Source organism: Marivibrio sp., from assembly GCF_040218065.1.
In the GTDB taxonomy this organism is placed as follows: domain Bacteria; phylum Pseudomonadota; class Alphaproteobacteria; order UBA8366; family Aestuariispiraceae; genus Marivibrio.
In genome coordinates, this window is the sequence record NZ_JAVJQE010000008.1 from 302,127 (window position 1) to 318,269 (window position 16,143).

Consider the following 16,143-nt stretch of genomic DNA (forward strand, 5'->3'; position numbering starts at 1 on the left):
TCCGCGGCGACGGGGTCGCCGACCTTCGGACGCCGCGGCCGCCCGATCGTCAGCGCCGCCGCAGTCTTGCGACCCCTTGGGTCGTCAGGACGCCCGACGTCCAGGCCAGGAATAGCGCCACCACCGATGATTCGAAGCGCGGCAGCACGGCTTCGCCGCGGGCGATGAACAGCATGGTGGCGCCCGCCAGGATCGCCAGGGCGATCCCGCCGATCAGCATGACCGCGCCGTCGCGCCTTTTGTCGCCGCGCTCGTCCCGGGTCTCGTCGTCTGCAGTCATGGCTCGCCTCCCGCCTGTCGCGCGCAGCGTCGATCAGCCGGGCGGGCTTTTCAAGCGTCTCAAGCGTCGCGCGCGCCGATCGCCCGGCCGGCGGCCCAACCGCTGGACCAAGCCCATTGGAAGTTGTAGCCGCCGAGCCAGCCGGTGACGTCGAGCGCCTCGCCGATGACGTAAAGCCCGGGAACGTCTTTCGCCGCCATCGTCTTCGAGGAGAGTCCGTCGGTGCCGACGCCGCCGCGGGTCACCTCCGCCTTGGCGAAGCCTTCGGTGCCGACGGGCTCGACGATCCAGCGGTTGAGCCGCTCCCCCAGCGCGCTGAGCGTCTTGTCGGCGATATCGCCGACCCGCCGTGCGGGCAGTGCGTCGGCCGCCACGGCTTTGGCGAGGCGCGCCGGCAGCAGGCCCGCCAGCATCGTCTGCGGCTCGATTTTCGGGCGCGCGCGCTTCGCCTCGACCAGCGCCGCCGCCGCATCGACGCCCGGCGCCATGTCCAGGCTCACCGCGTCGCCCGGACGCCAATAGCTGGAGACTTGAAGGATCGCCGGACCCGACAGGCCGCGGTGGGTGAAGAGCGCGGCTTCGCGAAAGCGCGCGCCGGCGCAGGCGGCTGTGCAGTCGAACGCGACGCCGGACAACGGTTTGGCCAGATCGAGCGCCGCCGCGCCGAGCGTCAGCGGAACCAGGGCCGGCTCCGGGTCGATCACCCGCAAGCCGAAGCGTCGGGCGGCGTCGTAGGCGAACCCGCTGGCGCCCATCTTCGGGATCGACGGGCCGCCGGTGGCCAGCACAAGATTGGGGGCCTCGAAGGCCCCCCGATCGGTCTCGATGCGGAAGCGCTCGGCGCGCGCGATGTCCGTCACCCGGTGCGAAAGACGCAGATCGACGCCGCCGGCCTGGCACTCGGCCAGCAGCATGTCCACGATCTCGCGCGCCGAGCCGTCGCAGAACAGCTGGCCGAGCGTCTTCTCATGCCACGCGATCCCGTGACGCGAGACCATCTCGATGAAATCCCACTGCGTGTAGCGGGCCAGTGCGGACTTGCAAAAATGCGGATTGGCGGAAAGGAAAGCCGCCGGGCCGCTTTCCAGATTGGTGAAGTTGCACCGCCCGCCGCCGGAGATCAGGATCTTCTTGCCCGGCTTGTCCGCGTGGTCCAGCAGCAGGACGCGCGCGCCCGCCTGGCCGGCCGTCAGCGCGCACATCAACCCGGCCGCGCCGGCGCCCAGGATGACGGCGTCGAACTGTTCCGGGGGCGCGGGCGAGGGCATTTTGCGGCGGCTCCTGCGGGTGCTCGCCGCGGTGAATGCCTGTTTTGGCGCCCGGCGCCAAGCCCGATGCGAGACGCCGCAGGACGCGTCAGTCCGCCCCGTCCCCCAATGTATCGGCGAACAGGGCCGCGTCGACATTGCCGCCGGAGATGACGACGACGGTGGTGCGGTCTGCCGCCTCGATCCGGCCGCTCAGCAGGCAGGCCAGCGCGATCGCCCCGCCGGGCTCGACGACCAGCTTCAATGTCTCGAAGGCCGCGCGCATGGCCGCGCGCACCTCGGCGTCGGTGGCGCTCAGCCCGCCGGCCAGCGTGCGCCGGTTGATCGCAAAGGTGATCTCGCCCGGCGTAGGGGAAAGCAGCGCGTCGCAGATCGACCGGGCGGCGGGGTCCACGCTCCGCCGAACGCCGGCCTCCAACGAGCGCTTGGTGTCGTCGAAACCCGCCGGCTCGCAGGCGTAGATCGGCAAGCCGGGCCGGCGCGCGGTCAAGGCCAGCGACGTTTCCGCGATCAACCCGCCGCCGCCGCAACAGCACAGCACCTGGTCCGGCGCGGCGTCGAGCGCCGCCAGCTGCCGGTCGATCTCCAGTCCGACCGTGCCCTGGCCGGCGATCACCAGCGGATCGTCGTAGGGCGGGACGAGGACGGCGCCGCGCTTGGCGGCCTCCGCCTCGGCGATCGCTTGGCGATCTTCGGCGAAGCGGTCGTAGAAGCGGATTTCGGCGCCGTAGGCCTTGGTATTGGCGGCTTTGATCGCCGGCGCGTCGCTCGGCATGACGATGAGCGCGGCGCAGCCCGCGTCCCGCGCGGCCAGGGCGACGCCTTGGGCGTGGTTTCCGCTGGAATAGGCCACGACGCCGCCCGCGCGCGCGTCCGACCCGAGCGCCCGGATCTTGCTGCTGGCGCCGCGGTATTTGAACGAGCCGGTGCGCTGCAGACATTCCGCTTTCACCAGCACGCGGCCGCCGACGCGTTGGTTGAGAAGCGGCGATTCGAGTAGCGGCGTTTCGAGGGCGACGCCGGCCAGCCTATCCGCCGCGGCCTCGACGTCTGAGACGCTCGGCGGCGCGTCCGCAGGGGCGATCATGGTCATGGGGAACTCCTTGCCGGCGCGCGCGCGCTACCCTCGCCAAAGGGTACTCGCGACGCCGGCGGCGGGCAACGGTGGGCGGGAAAGCGCTGGCGCATCGTCCGCCCGATGGTCTAGACCTCAAAGGGACGACCGGATGGGCGAGCGAGACGGGCAAGCGATGACGAGCGAGCGATGACGACCTGGCACGAGGACGCGGTGTGGCGCTACAGCTACTATACGCCGGATATGGCGACGCCGGACGTCGGGCCTTTCACGGACCTTTTCGACTTGTGGCGCGCGAAACGGGGCGGCAGGCCGGTTCCGGCGTGGAAGGATTTCGACTTCTTCGATTTCGTCGGCTGGCATGGCTATGTCAGCGTCTACGACGTCTCTTACGAGCCGTTCGATTACTCGACGCGGCTGTCGGGCACGGCGCTGGACGAGCTGTTCGGTCGCACGCTGAAGGGCCTCGACCGTGACGGCTTCAATAGCTTCTATCTTCGCGAGAACCGGATGGACGAGTTCAGCGAGTTCTGCTGCCGGGGCCTCTATGCGGCCTATATCGAAGGGCCGCTCAACGTTCAGAATCGCGAATTCATCGACGTCCTGTATCTCGAGTTGCCGCTGGCCGACGACCCGGCCGCCGGGCGCGCAGACCGCACGATCGAGGTCATCGTGCCGGCCGATCAGCGGGCGCGCTTCCCGCGCGCGGGCTGACGCATTGATAGATAATTCCAATCGCATCATTTTAAACAAACGATTTTAACTATTGTTTAGCTCGCTTTACCGTTTAGGGCGTAGGCGGTCGCGGTCTCACAGCCGGGATGCGCGATCAAAGCCCCCCGAACGGAGGAGACGAGACGATGGACGGCGGCGATATCAAGACGGGCGGCAAATGCCCGGTGATGCACGGCGCGATGACGGAAAGCGGGCGGTCGGTGACCGGCTGGTGGCCGAACGCGCTGAACCTGGACATTTTGCATCAGCACGACGCGAAGACCGACCCGATGGGTCGCGCCTTCAGCTATCGCGACGAGGCGAGAAAACTGGACGTCGCAGCCCTGAAGGCCGATCTGCGCGCGCTGATGACCGACAGCCAGGACTGGTGGCCGGCCGACTACGGCCATTACGGGGGCCTGTTCATCCGCATGGCGTGGCACGCGGCCGGCAGCTACCGCCTGGCCGACGGCCGCGGCGGCGGCGGGACGGGCAACCAGCGTTTCGCGCCGCTGAACAGCTGGCCGGACAACACGAATTTGGACAAGGCGCGCCGGCTGCTGTGGCCGATCAAGAAGAAGTACGGGAACAAGGTCAGCTGGGCCGATCTGATGATCCTGGCCGGCAACGTCGCCTATGAATCGATGGGTCTGAAGACCTTCGGCTTCGGCTTCGGGCGCGCCGACATCTGGCATCCTGAGAAGGACGTCTATTGGGGGTCCGAGAAGGAGTGGCTGGCCCCCAGCGACAGCCGATACGACAGCGTCGAGGACCCGGCCACGATGGAGAATCCTCTCGCGGCTGTTCAGATGGGTCTGATCTACGTCAATCCGGAAGGCGTGAACGGCGAACCCGACCCGCTGAAGACCGCCGCCCAGGTTCGCGAGACGTTCGCCCGCATGGCGATGAACGACGAGGAGACGGTCGCGCTGACCGCCGGCGGTCACACCGTCGGCAAGACTCATGGGAACGGCGACGCCGCCGCTCTCGGCCCGGATCCGGAAAGCGCCGACGTGGAGGAGCAGGGTCTCGGCTGGAACAAGCGCGGCGGCCGCGGCGTCGGTCGCGACGCGGTCACCAGCGGCCTTGAAGGGGCCTGGACCACTCATCCGACGCAGTGGGACAACGGTTACTTCCACATGTTGTTGAACCATGAGTGGGAACTCCGGAAGAGCCCGGCCGGCGCCTGGCAGTGGGAGCCCGTCGACATCAAGGAGGAGGACAAGCCGGTCGACCCGGAGGACCCCTCCGTTCGCCGCAATCCGATGATGACGGATGCCGACATGGCGATGAAGATGGACCCGGCTTACCGCGAGATTTCGGAGCGGTTCTATAACGATCCGGCCTATTTCTCGGAGACCTTCGCGCGGGCCTGGTTCAAGCTGACCCATCGCGACATGGGGCCGAAGGCGCGCTATATTGGCCCGGAAGTCCCGGAAGAGGATCTGATCTGGCAGGATCCCGTCCCGGCGGGTCGGACCGACTACGACGTCGGCGCCTTGAAGCGCAAGATCGCCGAGAGCGGGCTGTCGGACGCCGAGCTGATCGCCACCGCCTGGGACAGCGCGCGGACCTTCCGCGGCTCCGACATGCGCGGCGGGGCCAACGGGGCGCGCATTCGCCTCGCCCCGCAGAAAGACTGGGCCGGCAACGAGCCAGAGCGTCTGGCGAAGGTGCTGGCGGCGCTGGAGCCGCTGGCGGCCGAGGCCGGGGCGAGCGTGGCGGACGCCATCGTCCTCGGCGGCAATCTCGGCGTCGAACGGGCGGCGAAGGCGGCCGGGCGCGAGGTCGAGGTTCCCTTCACCCCGGGTCGCGGCGACGCGACGGACGAGATGACGGACGCCGAGTCGTTCGAGCCGCTCGAGCCGCTGGCCGACGGGTTCCGCAACTGGGTGAAGCAGGATTATGTGGTGAGCCCTGAGGAGATGCTGCTCGACCGCGCGCAGCTGATGGGCCTCACGGCGCCGGAGGTCACCGTCCTGCTCGGCGGCTTGCGGGTCGTCGGGGCCAATCATGGCGACGCCGCGGACGGCGTCTTCACCGATCGCAAGGGCGCCTTGACGACCGACTTCTTCGTCGGCCTGACCGACATGGCCTATCGTTGGGTTCCGGCGGGCGAGAACCGCTATGAGATCCGGGATCGCGCCACGGATCAGGTGAAATGGACCGCGACCCGGGTCGACCTCGTCTTCGGCTCGAACTCGATCCTGCGGGCCTACGCCGAGGTTTACGCCCAGGACGATGCGCAGGCGAAGTTCGTCGCCGACTTCGTCGCGGCCTGGACCAAGGTGATGGAGGCGGATCGCTTCGACGTCGCCGCGTAAAGACGCTCGCCGAGCGTCGCATCGAACGCCGCCCCGGGGCTCCGCGCCTCGGGGCGGTTTTCGTAAGGCGCCCCGCTCGATCGGCCCCGCGCGCGCCGGGAAGGTCCCCTCCTGCGCGCGTCGCCGGCCTCGGCGGGTCGCGTGACGAGGGGCGCCTGAGCGGGGCTCCGGGCGACGGCGGCTCCTGCGTCTTTCGATTTTTCATGCGAATGCGAATGATTTGCATTGACAGTATCTGACGGCTCGGCGATGCTCTCACTCGCCGTCAAACGGCGTTGACTTCGGCGGGGTCCGCAAGGGGCCGCGCCGGTGCGGTCCCGACCGCCGCCGCCCCCCAGCCTAGCCGGCGGCGGTCGGGACCCGCTTCCCCCCCGAGCGTGAGGAGCGTGCGCCCCATGAGTTCGATCCGCCCGACCCCCGACCGCCCGACCCCCGACCGCCCGATCCCCGGTCTCGCCGCCCGCGGCGCGGTGGAGCAGTTTCTGCTCTGGAGCCTGCGCACCTGGGTGCGCGGCTTCGACGACCAACCCTGGAAGCTGGCGGAGATGCGCGAGGGTTTCGCCGCCATTAACGCCGGCGAGGCGGGCGATCACCTGGACCAGGCGATGACGCTGTTCGCCGGCGGCGCGGAGGGGCGCGTCGACATCAACTGCCCGAGATGCCCGAGCGTGACGGCGGACGAGCACAATCTGGTCCTGGCGATCGCCCTGATCCAGCGCGGCTGGGAGGCGAGTGCGACGCGCCTTCTGTCCGATTGGCTGCCGCCGGCCGCCCTTCGGCTCTGTCAGCCGCATTTCGTCCACGTCGCCTTCGCGCTCGATGACGCCGGCTACCGCGCCCCGGTCCGCGAGCGCGCGGTCCGCGCCCCCGCGCGAGCGGCGCCGGACGCCGCGAGGACGGGGGCCGAGGGGCCGAGCCGCGCGCGCCTGCACTGAGGCCCGCGCGGCGCATTAAGGAAATCCTACGCACAGCATGCATAATTAATATTTTACCTAACTCTACGGCCTTTCTACTCTCGATCCTTAAGCGATGGATCGCAGAGGAGGAGGCTGATCATGCCCGCGCAGACAGTCGACGTGCTGGTCGTCGGCGCCGGTCAAGCCGGCGTGGCGATGAGCGAGCATCTGACCGCCCAAGGCGTGGAGCATCTGGTGCTTGAGCGCAGCCGCATTGCGGAGCGCTGGCGCTCCGAGCGCTGGGACAGCCTTGTCGCCAACGGACCCGCCTGGCACGACCGCTTCCCCAACAAGACCTTCGAGGGGATCGCGCCCGAGGCTTTCGCCGGCAAGGAGGCGGTGGCCGAGTATTTCGCGCGTTATGCGAAGGCGATCGACGCGCCGATCCGCTGCGGCGTCGCCGTCCAGTCGGCGCGCCGGCTGGAGGGGCGGCCGGGATTCCGCGTCGAGACCTCGCACGGACCGATCGAAGCCCGGCGGGTCGTCGCCGCGACCGGCCCATTCCAAAAGCCCGTTACGCCCGACCTCGTGCCGGACGCCGCCGGCGTCATGCAGATCCATTCCAGCGCCTACAAGAACCCGGATCAACTGCCGGCGGGGGCGGTGTTGGTCGTCGGGGCGGGCTCGTCCGGCGGACAGATCGCGGACGAGCTGCAGCGCGCCGGCCGACGGGTCTTTCTGTCCGTCGGGCCGCACGACCGGCCGCCGCGGCGCTATCGCGGGCTGGATTACTGCTGGTGGCTTGGCGTGCTGGGCGAATGGGATCGCCAGACGCCCGCCCCGGGGACGGAGCATGTGACGATCTCCGTCAGCGGCGCCCGCGGCGGGGAGACGGTGGATTTCCGTCGTCTCGCCAAGCGCGGCGTGACGCTGGTCGGTCGGACGCAGGCGTGCGACGAGGGCGTCCTGCGCTTCGCCGACGATCTGCGCGCCAACGTCGCGCGCGGCGACGCCAACTATCTTTCGGTCCTGGATCGGGCCGACGCGTTTGCCGCAGAGAACGGCCTTGCGCTGCCGGAGGAGCCGGAGGCGCGCCGCTTCGATCCTGATCCGGCCTGCTTGCGCGATCCGATCGAGACGCTCGATCTTAAGGCCGAAGGGATCGCCGCGATCGTTTGGGCCACCGGCTACGCCTACGATTTCGGCTGGCTGCAGGTCGACGCCTTCGATGAAGCCGGCCGCCCGCGGCACGAGCGCGGCGTCTCCTCGGAGCCAGGCGTCTACTTTCTGGGGCTGCCGTGGCTGTCGCGCCGCGGCTCGTCCTTCATCTGGGGCGTCTGGCATGACGCACGCTTCATCGCCGATCAGATCGCCATCCAGCGCGCCTACGAGGCGCACCGCGACGCGATCATGGCGCGCCAGCGCGCGCCCGAAGCGGCGGACGTCTGAAAGGAAGGGGACCGGCGCGATGGCGCACAAACGCATCAGGCCCTTCAACACGAAGGACACCTATCCCGAACAGGCGCTCGACAACGATCTGGCCCAAGCGGTGGTCGCGCGCGGGAGCATGGTCTTCGTGCGCGGGCAGATCGGCCAGAACCTGGAAACCTCGGAGTCGGTCGGGATCGGCGACCCGGCCGCGCAGGCGCATCAGGCGATGAGGAATATCGAGATGCTGCTGAAGGAAAGCGGAGCCGAGACGGCGCATATCTGCCGGCTGGTGATCTATCTCACCGACATCCGCTTTCGGGAAAGCGTCTATCGGGTGGTGGGCCAATACACCAAGGGCGTCCATCCGGTCTCGACCGGCCTCGTCGTCTCGGCGCTGGCCCGGCCCGAGTGGCTGGTGGAGATCGAGGCGACGGCGGTGATCCCTGACGCAGAGACGGGGGCGGGGTCATGACCTTCTGCATCGCCGCGCGCTGCGCCGATACGGGGATTTTCGGCGTTGCGGTCTCTTCCTCCTCGCCGGCGGTGGCGGCGCGCTGTGCGTACGCGCGCGCCGGCGTCGGCGCGGTCTCTAGCCAGAACGTGACCGACCCGACGCTCGGTCCGCGCGCGCTCGACTTGATGGAGCGGGGCGCGAGCGCGGACGAGGCCGTCGCGATCCTCAAGCGCACCGCCGCCCATATCGACTACCGACAGCTGCTGGTCGTGGATGCGCTCGGCCGCACGGCCGTCCATTCGGGCGGCCAGGTGCTGGGGCGCTGGGGCGAGGCGACGGCCGAGAACGTCGCCTGCGGCGGCAATCTGCTCGCGGACGAGGGCGTGCCGCAGGCGATGGTCGCAGGCTTTCAAGCCGCGACCGGGCCGCTCGGCGACCGCCTGCTGGCGGCGATGCAGGCGGCCCTCGACGCCGGCGGGGAGGCCGGACCGGTCCATTCAGCGGGCCTCAAGCTGGTGCGCGACGTCTCGTGGCCGGTCGCCGACCTGCGGGTCGACTGGAGCGACGGCGATCCGATCGCGGAGCTGCAGGCGCTGTGGCGGCGCTACGCGCCGCAGATGGACGACTATGTCCGCCGCGCGCTCGACCCATCCGCGGCGCCGAGTTACGGCGTGCCCGGCGATGAATAGCGTCTCGGCCGGGTGACGCCCGCTCATGGCCGTCCGCTACACGTTGCGCCAGCTGGAGTATTTCGTCGCCGTCGGCGAGGCCGGGGGAATCGCCCCCGCGGCCGCCAAGCTCAACGTCTCCGCGCCTTCGATCTCAACCGCGATCTCGCAGTTGGAGGCGGCGCTAGGCGTCGCGCTGTTCGTGCGCCGGCACGCCCAAGGCCTGGCGCTGACCGCGGGCGGACGACGGCTCTACAAGGCGGCGCGCGCGCTGCTGGACGGCGCCGAAGCGCTGCACGCGCAGGCCGCGGAAATCGCCGACCTGCCGTCAGGGCCGATCTCGGTCGGGTGTCTGCAGACCCTCGCCCCGACCTTCCTGCCGGCGGTGCGTCGCCGGTTTGAAGCGCGCCACCCGCACGCGCTCTTCCGCCAGCATGAGGCCCACCAGGAAGAGCTGTTCCGGATGATCCGCGCAGCCGAGATCGACGCGGCGCTGACCTACGAGTTGGAAATCCCCGCCGACATCGCCTTCGAGCCGCTGGCCGATCTGCCGCCCTATGTCGTGCTCGCGCCCGACCATCCGCTGGCGGCGGAAGAGCGCCTGCCGCTCCAGACGCTCGCTGCGCAGCCCTTGATCCTGCTCGACCTGCCGATCAGCCGGGATTACTTCCTCTCCCTCTTTCAGGCGCGGGGCCTGAGCCCGCTGATCGCCGAGCGCACCGCCCATGTCGCGATGCTGCAGAGCTTGGCCGCCAACGGCTTCGGCTACGGCCTGTTGAACGCGCCGAGCGCCGCCGGCGGGGCGGCCGACGGCAAGGCGCTGGCGGCGCGCCCGATCGCCGATGCGGTCGCGCCGCTGCGCGTCGGCCTGATGACCATGGGCGCGGAGCGCAAGCCGCGCGTCCTACAGGCCTTCGAGGCGGTCTGCCGGGAGGTCGCGCCGGATCTGGCGGGCGCGTCGCGCCCCGCCTAAGCCGCCAGCCGCGCGGTCAACGCCGCCAGCATCCGATCGCACGCGTCGATCTGGCTTAGCGCGACATATTCGTCCGGCTTGTGCCCCTGCGCCATCGAGCCGGGGCCGCAGATCACGACCGGCACGCCGAGGCGCGCGTCGATCAGCCCGCCCTCGGTTCCGAAGGCGACCTTGGTCGTCGCGTTGGCGCCGGTCAGCGATTTGACGAAGGAGACCGCCTCGGACGCGCTCGGCGTCGCCAGCCCGGGATAGCGGTTGACCGTCTCGACGCCCACGCCGCCGCCGTCCGGCGCGGCTTGGGCGATCGCCGCGGCCGCGGCCTCGACCCGGGCTAGCAGCGCGTCCGCGTCGTCCTCCGGAAGATGGCGGATCTCGAACGCGAGCTCGCATCGATTGGGCACGATGTTCAGCGCCGTTCCGCCCGCAATCGTGCCCACATGAAGGGTGGAGTAGGGGACGTCGTAGGCGTCGTCCTGCGCGCCGGTCTCTGCGAACTCGGCCTGCAAGGCCTGCAAGGCGCGGACGAACTCGGCGGCCAGATGGATCGCATTGACGCCCTGCGGGGCCAATGCGGAATGGACCTCCCGTCCGGTGCACACAGCCCGCGCGGCGATCTTGCCCTTATGGCCGGTGGCGACCGCGAGCGAGGTCGGCTCGCCGACGATGCACAGGTCCGGGCGCTCCGGCGCGGCCGACAGCATGTCCAACAGGCTGCGCACGCCGACGCAGCCGATCTCCTCGTCATAGGACAGCGCGAGCTGCAGCGGCCGGGCGAGCGGGCGGCCCGCCGCCTCGATCATCGCGCCGATCGCGCACGCGACGAAGCCCTTCATGTCCGCCGTCCCGCGACCGTAAAGCTTGCCGTCGCGTTCGTGCATCCGGAAGGGCGCGACCGTCCAGTCCTGTCCGTCGGTCGGCACCACGTCGGTATGGCCGGACAGCATGACGCCCCCCGGGCCGTCGGGGCCGGTGCGGGCGTAAAGATTGGCGTTGGCGCCGTCCGCGCTCTCGACCAGGCGGCAGGCGACGCCGGCCTGGGTCAAAACGCCTTTGACATAGCGGATCAGATCGATGTTCGGCCGGCGGCTGACCGTCTCGAAGGCGATCAGGCGATCCAGGATTTCCAGGCTTTTTGGCATCGGCGCCTCCGCATTCCACCGGAGCGTTATAGCCTCCCCGGCCTGCCGGGCCAAAGGCCGAAGACGGCTTGTGCGCGCCGGGGCGCGACTGGACGGGGCCGGGGCGGGGCGCCTAGAGTTGCGGGCCTGGGAGTGATGAAGGAGGACAGACGCGTGCAGGCCGCCCCGCTGCTGCCCGACCGTCCGGCGCCGCTGGTGCTGACGCCGGAGGGAGAGACCGGCGCCGCCGCTGCGGTCGACTGGACCGCAGCCCGCGCCGCCGAGATCCAGGCCTTGGTCGAGCGTGCGGGCGTCGTCCTCATCCGAGGCTTCGACATCGCGACGCCGGAAGAGTTCCGCGCCGTCTGCGCGGCGATCGAGCCTGAGTTGAAGACCTATGCCGGCGGCGATTCCCCGCGCAGCGGAGTGCTCGACAAGGTCTACACCTCGACCGAATACGACGCCTCGCTTGAGGTGCTGCTGCATAACGAGCTGTCCTACGCCGGCTGGTCGCCGCGGCTCGTGTTCTTCGGCTGCCTGCTGCCGGCGGAAAGCGGCGGCGAGACCCATATCGCCGACGGTCGCGCGCTCTATCGCGCCCTGCCCGAGGCGATCCGGTCGCGGTTCGAGGAGAAGGGGATCGTCTATCTGCAGCACCTCTGGGACGCCGACGGCCCGCCCGGGGTCGGCAAGAGCTGGCAGGAGACCTTCGAGACCGACGATCGGGCGACGGTCGAAGCCTATCTCGCGCGCTCCGGCATGGCGGGGGAGTGGACCGACTTCGGCCTGCGCACCCGCGCGCCGCACAAGGCGATCGTGACCCACCCCAAGACGGGCGAGCGCTGTTGGTGGAACCAGGCGGACCAATGGCATCGCGGGATCGCGGGCGTGAAGACCTCCTTCGGCGCGGCCGACGATCCGCGCTTCGATCCGGCGACGGCGGGCGAGGAGACGCTGGGCAATCACGTGACCTATGGCGACGGCTCGGAGATCGCGGTGGAGGATCTGATGGCGGTGCGCGCCGTCGGTCGATCGCTGGAGATCGTCTTTCCCTGGGCGGCGGGCGATGTGATGGCGATCGACAACATCCTCGCCCAGCACGGCCGCAAGCCCTACAGCGGGCCGCGGCGCGTGCTGGTCGCGATGGCCTGAGCGAAGAGGGGAGAAGGCGGCCGATGAGCGACATCGACGCCCTGCGCCGAGATCTGGCCGCCGCCTTCGTGCTGGCGGAGCGCTTCGGTTTCTCGGAAGGGATCTGCAACCATTTCTCGGCCGTCGTTCCAAGCGACGGCGGGACGGGGGCGGAGCGCTATCTGATCAACCCCTACGGCGTCCATTGGGCGGAGATGCGCGCCCGCGACCTGCTGCTGATCGACGGCGACGGCCGGGTGATCGAGGGGGAGGGCGAGGTCGAGGCGACCGCGCGCTTCATCCACGTCGCCGGCCACCGCGCCAACCCGCGGCACAAGGTGCTGCTGCACACGCACATGCCGCACGCGACCGCGCTCGCCATGCTGGAGGGCGGGCGGCTTGAGATGGCGCACCAGACTGCCGTGCGCTTCTGGGGGCGCATGGCGCATCACAGCTTCGGCGGCCTCGCGCTCGACGACCAGGAGGGCGAGCGGATCGCGGACGCGCAGCGCGCAAACGCCGACGCCGACATCCTGTTCCTCGACAATCACGGGATCACTGTCGGCGGGGAGAGCGTCGCCGTCGCCTTTGACGACCTCTATTATTTGGAGCGGGCGTGCCGCCAGCAGATCCTGGCGCAGTCGACCGGCCTGCCGCTGAAGCCGATCGCCGACGACGTGCTGCGCGAGACCAGCCGGCAGGTGGCGCAGGAGCGCGTCCCCTCGGCCGAACGGCATTTCGAGGCGCTGAAACGCGTCTATCGACCGGACGCCCCCAGGTCCTGACAGTAAGGAGCGACTGATGACGGTTCAGAGTTTCCCCGCCGACGCGCCGACGGCGCAGATCGTGGCCGCCATGCGCGCCGACGGCGCGGCGATCGTAGAAGACTTGATCGACGAGGCCGCGGCCGACCGGGTGATGGCGGAGCTTCGCCCAGCCCTCGACCGCGCGGGGCTCGCGCAGGTCAGCGGCTTCAACGGCTCGCGCACCAACCGCTTCAACGGCATTCTGCGCGAGGCGCCGAGCGCGGCGCCCTTGATCGAGCATGACATGGTCGTGGCGCTGGCCGACGAATTCCTGCTGCCGCATTGCGCCAACTATCAGATCGGCAGCCTGACCGCGATCGAGATCATGCCGGGGGAGAGCGAACAGGCGCTGCACCGCGACGATTCGCTCTACCCGATCCAGCTGGCGGGGGTGGAGCTGCAGATCGGCGTCATGTGGTCGCTCACCGACTTCACGGCCGAGAACGGCGGCACGCGGGTCGTCCCCGGCTCCCACCGGTTCCTGCGCTCCTGGCATCTGCCGGACGTCTCCAACTGGGTGTCGTCCGTGATGCCGAAGGGCTCGGCGCTGTTCTATCTCGGCTCGACGTGGCACGGCGGCGGGGCCAACAACTCCAACGCGCCGCGCGCCGGCCTCATCAACACCTATAGCCTCGGCTGGTTGCGTCAGGAATCGAACCAGTATCTGGAATGCCCGCCGGAGATCGCCAAGCAGTTCAGCCCGCGCCTGCGCGCGCTGCTCGGCTACACCACCCACGGCGCAGCCGAGGAGGACCGCATCGGCGTCTACCGCGGCGGCGCGGTCGAGGCCTGGATGGACGACCCGCCCGAGCCCGCCTGGGCCGAAGACCGCGGCCAGGGCGCGATCCCCGACCATGTCAGCGCGCAAGGGGGACGGTGATTTTTCCTTGGCGCGCGCCGCGAATACCAACCTCGCGTCATCCCCAAGCGCTCCGGCAATCCCTGACGAAAGTCGGGGGCCGGGGCGATCACGCTCCGGTGGGAGAGCGCCGCCCCCGGCCCTGATTGTCATCAGGGCGGGACAGGGGCATTCTCGGGCGGCGGGACGCGAGGAGAGCGGGAGCGCCGATCGCCATGACCGACAAGACGCCAAAGCAAGCAGGCTTCCGCATGCCGGCGGAGTGGGCGCCGCACAAGCGCACCTGGATGATGTGGCCCTGCCGGCGGGAGGTCTGGGAGGACATGGATGAGACGCGGCGCGCCTATGCGGCGGTCGCGCATGCGGTGCGGCGGTTCGAGCCGGTCTCGATGCTGGTCCGGCCGGAGGATCGCGCCGGCGCGGCCGATCTGCTGGGCGCGGACGTCGAGCTGTTGGAAAGCCCGATCGACGACAGTTGGGCGCGCGACGCGGGGCCGTGCTTCCTGGTGAACGCGGCGGGGGAGCGCGCCGGCGTCTCCTTCCGCTTCAACGCCTGGGGCGGGAAGTACCATCCCTATGACGGCGACGACGCGGCCGCCGAGGCGATCCTGGAGCATGCGGGGGCGCGCGTCTTCCGCTCCGACCTCGTCGCCGAAGGCGGCGGGATCGCGGTCGACGGCGAGGGGACGATCCTGACCACCGAAAGCTGCTTCCCGAACGCGAATCGGAACCCAGGCTGGAGCCGCGCGGGGATCGAGCGCGAGCTGATTGAGATGCTGGGCGGCGAGAAAGTGATCTGGCTGCCCGGCGACGAATGGGAGACGGAGACCGACGGCCATGTCGACGGGATCGCGGCCTTCTTGGCGCCCGGCCTCGTGCTGATCGAAGGCGCGGTCCCGAGGCGACATCCGATGCACGCCGTCAACCGGGCGAACATCCGCGCGCTCGCGGGGCGGACCGACGCCGTCGGCCGGCCGATCCGCCTCGTTGAGATCCCCGCCGCCGACGAGGCGGAGGGCGACGACGAGCGCTTCTGCCGATCCTACGTCAATTCCTACCTGTGCAACGGGGCCCTCATCATGCCGGAATACGGCGTGCGCGCGGACGGCGAGGCGCGGGAGATCTTCCAAGAGCATCTGCCGGGCCGCGAGATCGTCGCCGTCCCGATCGCGGCGATCGCGCCCGGCGGCGGCGGGATCCACTGCATCACCCAGCAGGAGCCGGCGGGCGGCTGATCAATCCGCCCGGTGCAGCAGATCGGCCAGCAGCGGGTTGGGATAGCGCCGCTCGACCGAGACGCCGTAGAAGGTCTCCGTCAGGTCGCCGAGGCGCGCATGCTCGACCAGCGCGCCGGCCTCGATCTCGTCGCGCACCACGATCGGCGGCAGGACGGCGAGGCCGACGCCCTCGCGCGCCAGCAGGCGCATCATCGCCATGTCGTCCACTTCCGCCGCGATCTGCGGGCGCACGCCGAGCCGATCGACCAAGGCGTCGAAGGCCATGCGCAGATCGCCGCCGACGGTGGGCAGGATCAGCGGCGCTGCGGTCAGGCTGTCGGCGAGCGCGAGGTCGGCCGGACACAAGGCCGGCGTCCCGATCAGGCTGACCGCCTGTTCGTCCAGGCGTTGGACGGTGAAGCTGGTGAGCGCGTCGGCCGGCGGCGGCTGATTGGTCAGCACCAGATCGAGATTGAGGCCGGCCAGCGCGTTGAACAGCTCGGCTCCGCTGCCGGAGCGCAGAATCACCTCGACGTCCGCCCGGCCAAGGATCGGGCGCAGGAAGGCGAGCTGGAAATTGCGTGAGAGCGTCGAGAGCGCGCCGACGCGCAACGCCTGCCGCTGACCGCCGCTCTGCTGCAGCGTGGCCAGCAGCTCGCGTCCCGTCGCGAAGATCGAATCGGCGTGGTCGAGGGCGATCCGCCCCGCCTCCGTCAGGTGGAGCGCGCGTCCGCGCCGGTCGAACAGGGGCTGGCCCAGGCGCTCCTCCAACTGCCGGATCTGCGCCGAGACCGCCGATTGCGAGACGTTCAGGCGGTGCGCGGCCCGGGTCAGGTTCCCCTCATGCGCGACGGTGTGGAAGTAGTGCAGGTGATTGTAATTCAGGTCGGCCATACCGTTCTTATAAACAGAACGATAAATCAAAAACA

Annotated in this window: 16 protein-coding genes; 11 read left to right on the forward strand and 5 right to left on the reverse strand. The window is 69.8% G+C overall.

Going from position 1 to position 16,143, the window contains the following annotated elements; genetic code table 11:
• Positions 1-49 precede the first annotated feature (49 nt).
• From RIB45_RS07750 to RIB45_RS07760, 3 genes are all read right to left on the reverse strand, one after another.
• Positions 50-280: a hypothetical protein gene (locus RIB45_RS07750; RefSeq protein WP_350049673.1), complete on the reverse strand. Its 231-nt coding sequence runs from the start codon at positions 278-280 to the stop codon at positions 50-52.
• A 59-nt stretch (positions 281-339) separates the two neighbouring features.
• Complete coding sequence (locus RIB45_RS07755; protein ID WP_350049674.1) at positions 340-1,548, reverse strand: BaiN/RdsA family NAD(P)/FAD-dependent oxidoreductase; 1,209 nt, start codon at positions 1,546-1,548, stop codon at positions 340-342.
• An 88-nt stretch (positions 1,549-1,636) separates the two neighbouring features.
• On the reverse strand, positions 1,637-2,641 hold the full coding sequence (locus tag RIB45_RS07760) for a threonine ammonia-lyase (RefSeq protein ID WP_350049675.1): 1,005 nt from the start codon (positions 2,639-2,641) through the stop codon (positions 1,637-1,639).
• Between the two features lie 171 nt (positions 2,642-2,812).
• Here RIB45_RS07760 and RIB45_RS07765 point away from each other — a divergent pair, with 171 nt between their 5' ends.
• From RIB45_RS07765 to RIB45_RS07795, 7 genes are all read left to right on the forward strand, one after another.
• Complete coding sequence (locus tag RIB45_RS07765; RefSeq protein ID WP_350049676.1) at positions 2,813-3,337, forward strand: PAS domain-containing protein; 525 nt, start codon at positions 2,813-2,815, stop codon at positions 3,335-3,337.
• Between the two features lie 146 nt (positions 3,338-3,483).
• Positions 3,484-5,661, forward strand: coding sequence for a catalase/peroxidase HPI (gene katG, locus RIB45_RS07770; protein ID WP_350049677.1), 2,178 nt, complete (start codon positions 3,484-3,486; stop codon positions 5,659-5,661).
• A 395-nt stretch (positions 5,662-6,056) separates the two neighbouring features.
• Complete coding sequence (locus RIB45_RS07775) at positions 6,057-6,596, forward strand: hypothetical protein (protein WP_350049678.1); 540 nt, start codon at positions 6,057-6,059, stop codon at positions 6,594-6,596.
• Positions 6,597-6,716: 120 nt separating this feature from the next.
• The gene (locus RIB45_RS07780) at positions 6,717-8,006 is read left to right on the forward strand and encodes a flavin-containing monooxygenase (protein WP_350049679.1); all 1,290 of its coding nucleotides are present in this window, start codon (positions 6,717-6,719) and stop codon (positions 8,004-8,006) included.
• A 19-nt stretch (positions 8,007-8,025) separates the two neighbouring features.
• Positions 8,026-8,460 carry a RidA family protein gene (locus RIB45_RS07785; protein ID WP_350049680.1) on the forward strand — a complete coding sequence of 145 codons (435 nt, stop codon included), beginning with the start codon at positions 8,026-8,028 and terminating at the stop codon, positions 8,458-8,460.
• A complete protein-coding gene (locus RIB45_RS07790; RefSeq protein ID WP_350049681.1) occupies positions 8,457-9,131 on the forward strand; it encodes a DUF1028 domain-containing protein in 675 nt (224 codons plus the stop codon). The genes RIB45_RS07785 and RIB45_RS07790 overlap by 4 nt, the downstream gene beginning before the upstream one ends.
• Positions 9,132-9,156: 25 nt before the next feature.
• Positions 9,157-10,083 carry a LysR substrate-binding domain-containing protein gene (locus tag RIB45_RS07795; RefSeq protein ID WP_350049682.1) on the forward strand — a complete coding sequence of 309 codons (927 nt, stop codon included), beginning with the start codon at positions 9,157-9,159 and terminating at the stop codon, positions 10,081-10,083.
• Here the strand turns inward: RIB45_RS07795 and argE are convergent.
• Complete coding sequence (gene argE, locus RIB45_RS07800; protein WP_350049683.1) at positions 10,080-11,222, reverse strand: acetylornithine deacetylase; 1,143 nt, start codon at positions 11,220-11,222, stop codon at positions 10,080-10,082. The two genes, RIB45_RS07795 and argE, sit on opposite strands and share 4 nt — an antisense overlap.
• Before the next feature lie 153 nt (positions 11,223-11,375).
• Between argE and RIB45_RS07805 the strand changes: the two genes are divergently transcribed.
• The 4 genes from RIB45_RS07805 to RIB45_RS07820 all read left to right on the forward strand — a co-directional run bounded on the left by RIB45_RS07805 (position 11,376) and on the right by RIB45_RS07820 (position 15,232).
• The gene (locus RIB45_RS07805; protein ID WP_350049684.1) at positions 11,376-12,353 is read left to right on the forward strand and encodes a TauD/TfdA family dioxygenase; all 978 of its coding nucleotides are present in this window, start codon (positions 11,376-11,378) and stop codon (positions 12,351-12,353) included.
• Between the two features lie 23 nt (positions 12,354-12,376).
• Complete coding sequence (locus RIB45_RS07810; protein WP_350049685.1) at positions 12,377-13,117, forward strand: aldolase; 741 nt, start codon at positions 12,377-12,379, stop codon at positions 13,115-13,117.
• A gap of 16 nt (positions 13,118-13,133) precedes the next feature.
• Entirely contained in the window at positions 13,134-14,018 is an 885-nt protein-coding gene (locus RIB45_RS07815; RefSeq protein ID WP_350049686.1) for a phytanoyl-CoA dioxygenase family protein, read from the forward strand.
• Positions 14,019-14,212: 194 nt separating this feature from the next.
• On the forward strand, positions 14,213-15,232 hold the full coding sequence (locus RIB45_RS07820) for an agmatine deiminase family protein (protein WP_350049687.1): 1,020 nt from the start codon (positions 14,213-14,215) through the stop codon (positions 15,230-15,232).
• Here RIB45_RS07820 and RIB45_RS07825 read toward each other — a convergent pair whose 3' ends face one another.
• Positions 15,233-16,108 carry a LysR family transcriptional regulator gene (locus tag RIB45_RS07825; RefSeq protein ID WP_350049688.1) on the reverse strand — a complete coding sequence of 292 codons (876 nt, stop codon included), beginning with the start codon at positions 16,106-16,108 and terminating at the stop codon, positions 15,233-15,235.
• Positions 16,109-16,143 lie beyond the last annotated feature (35 nt).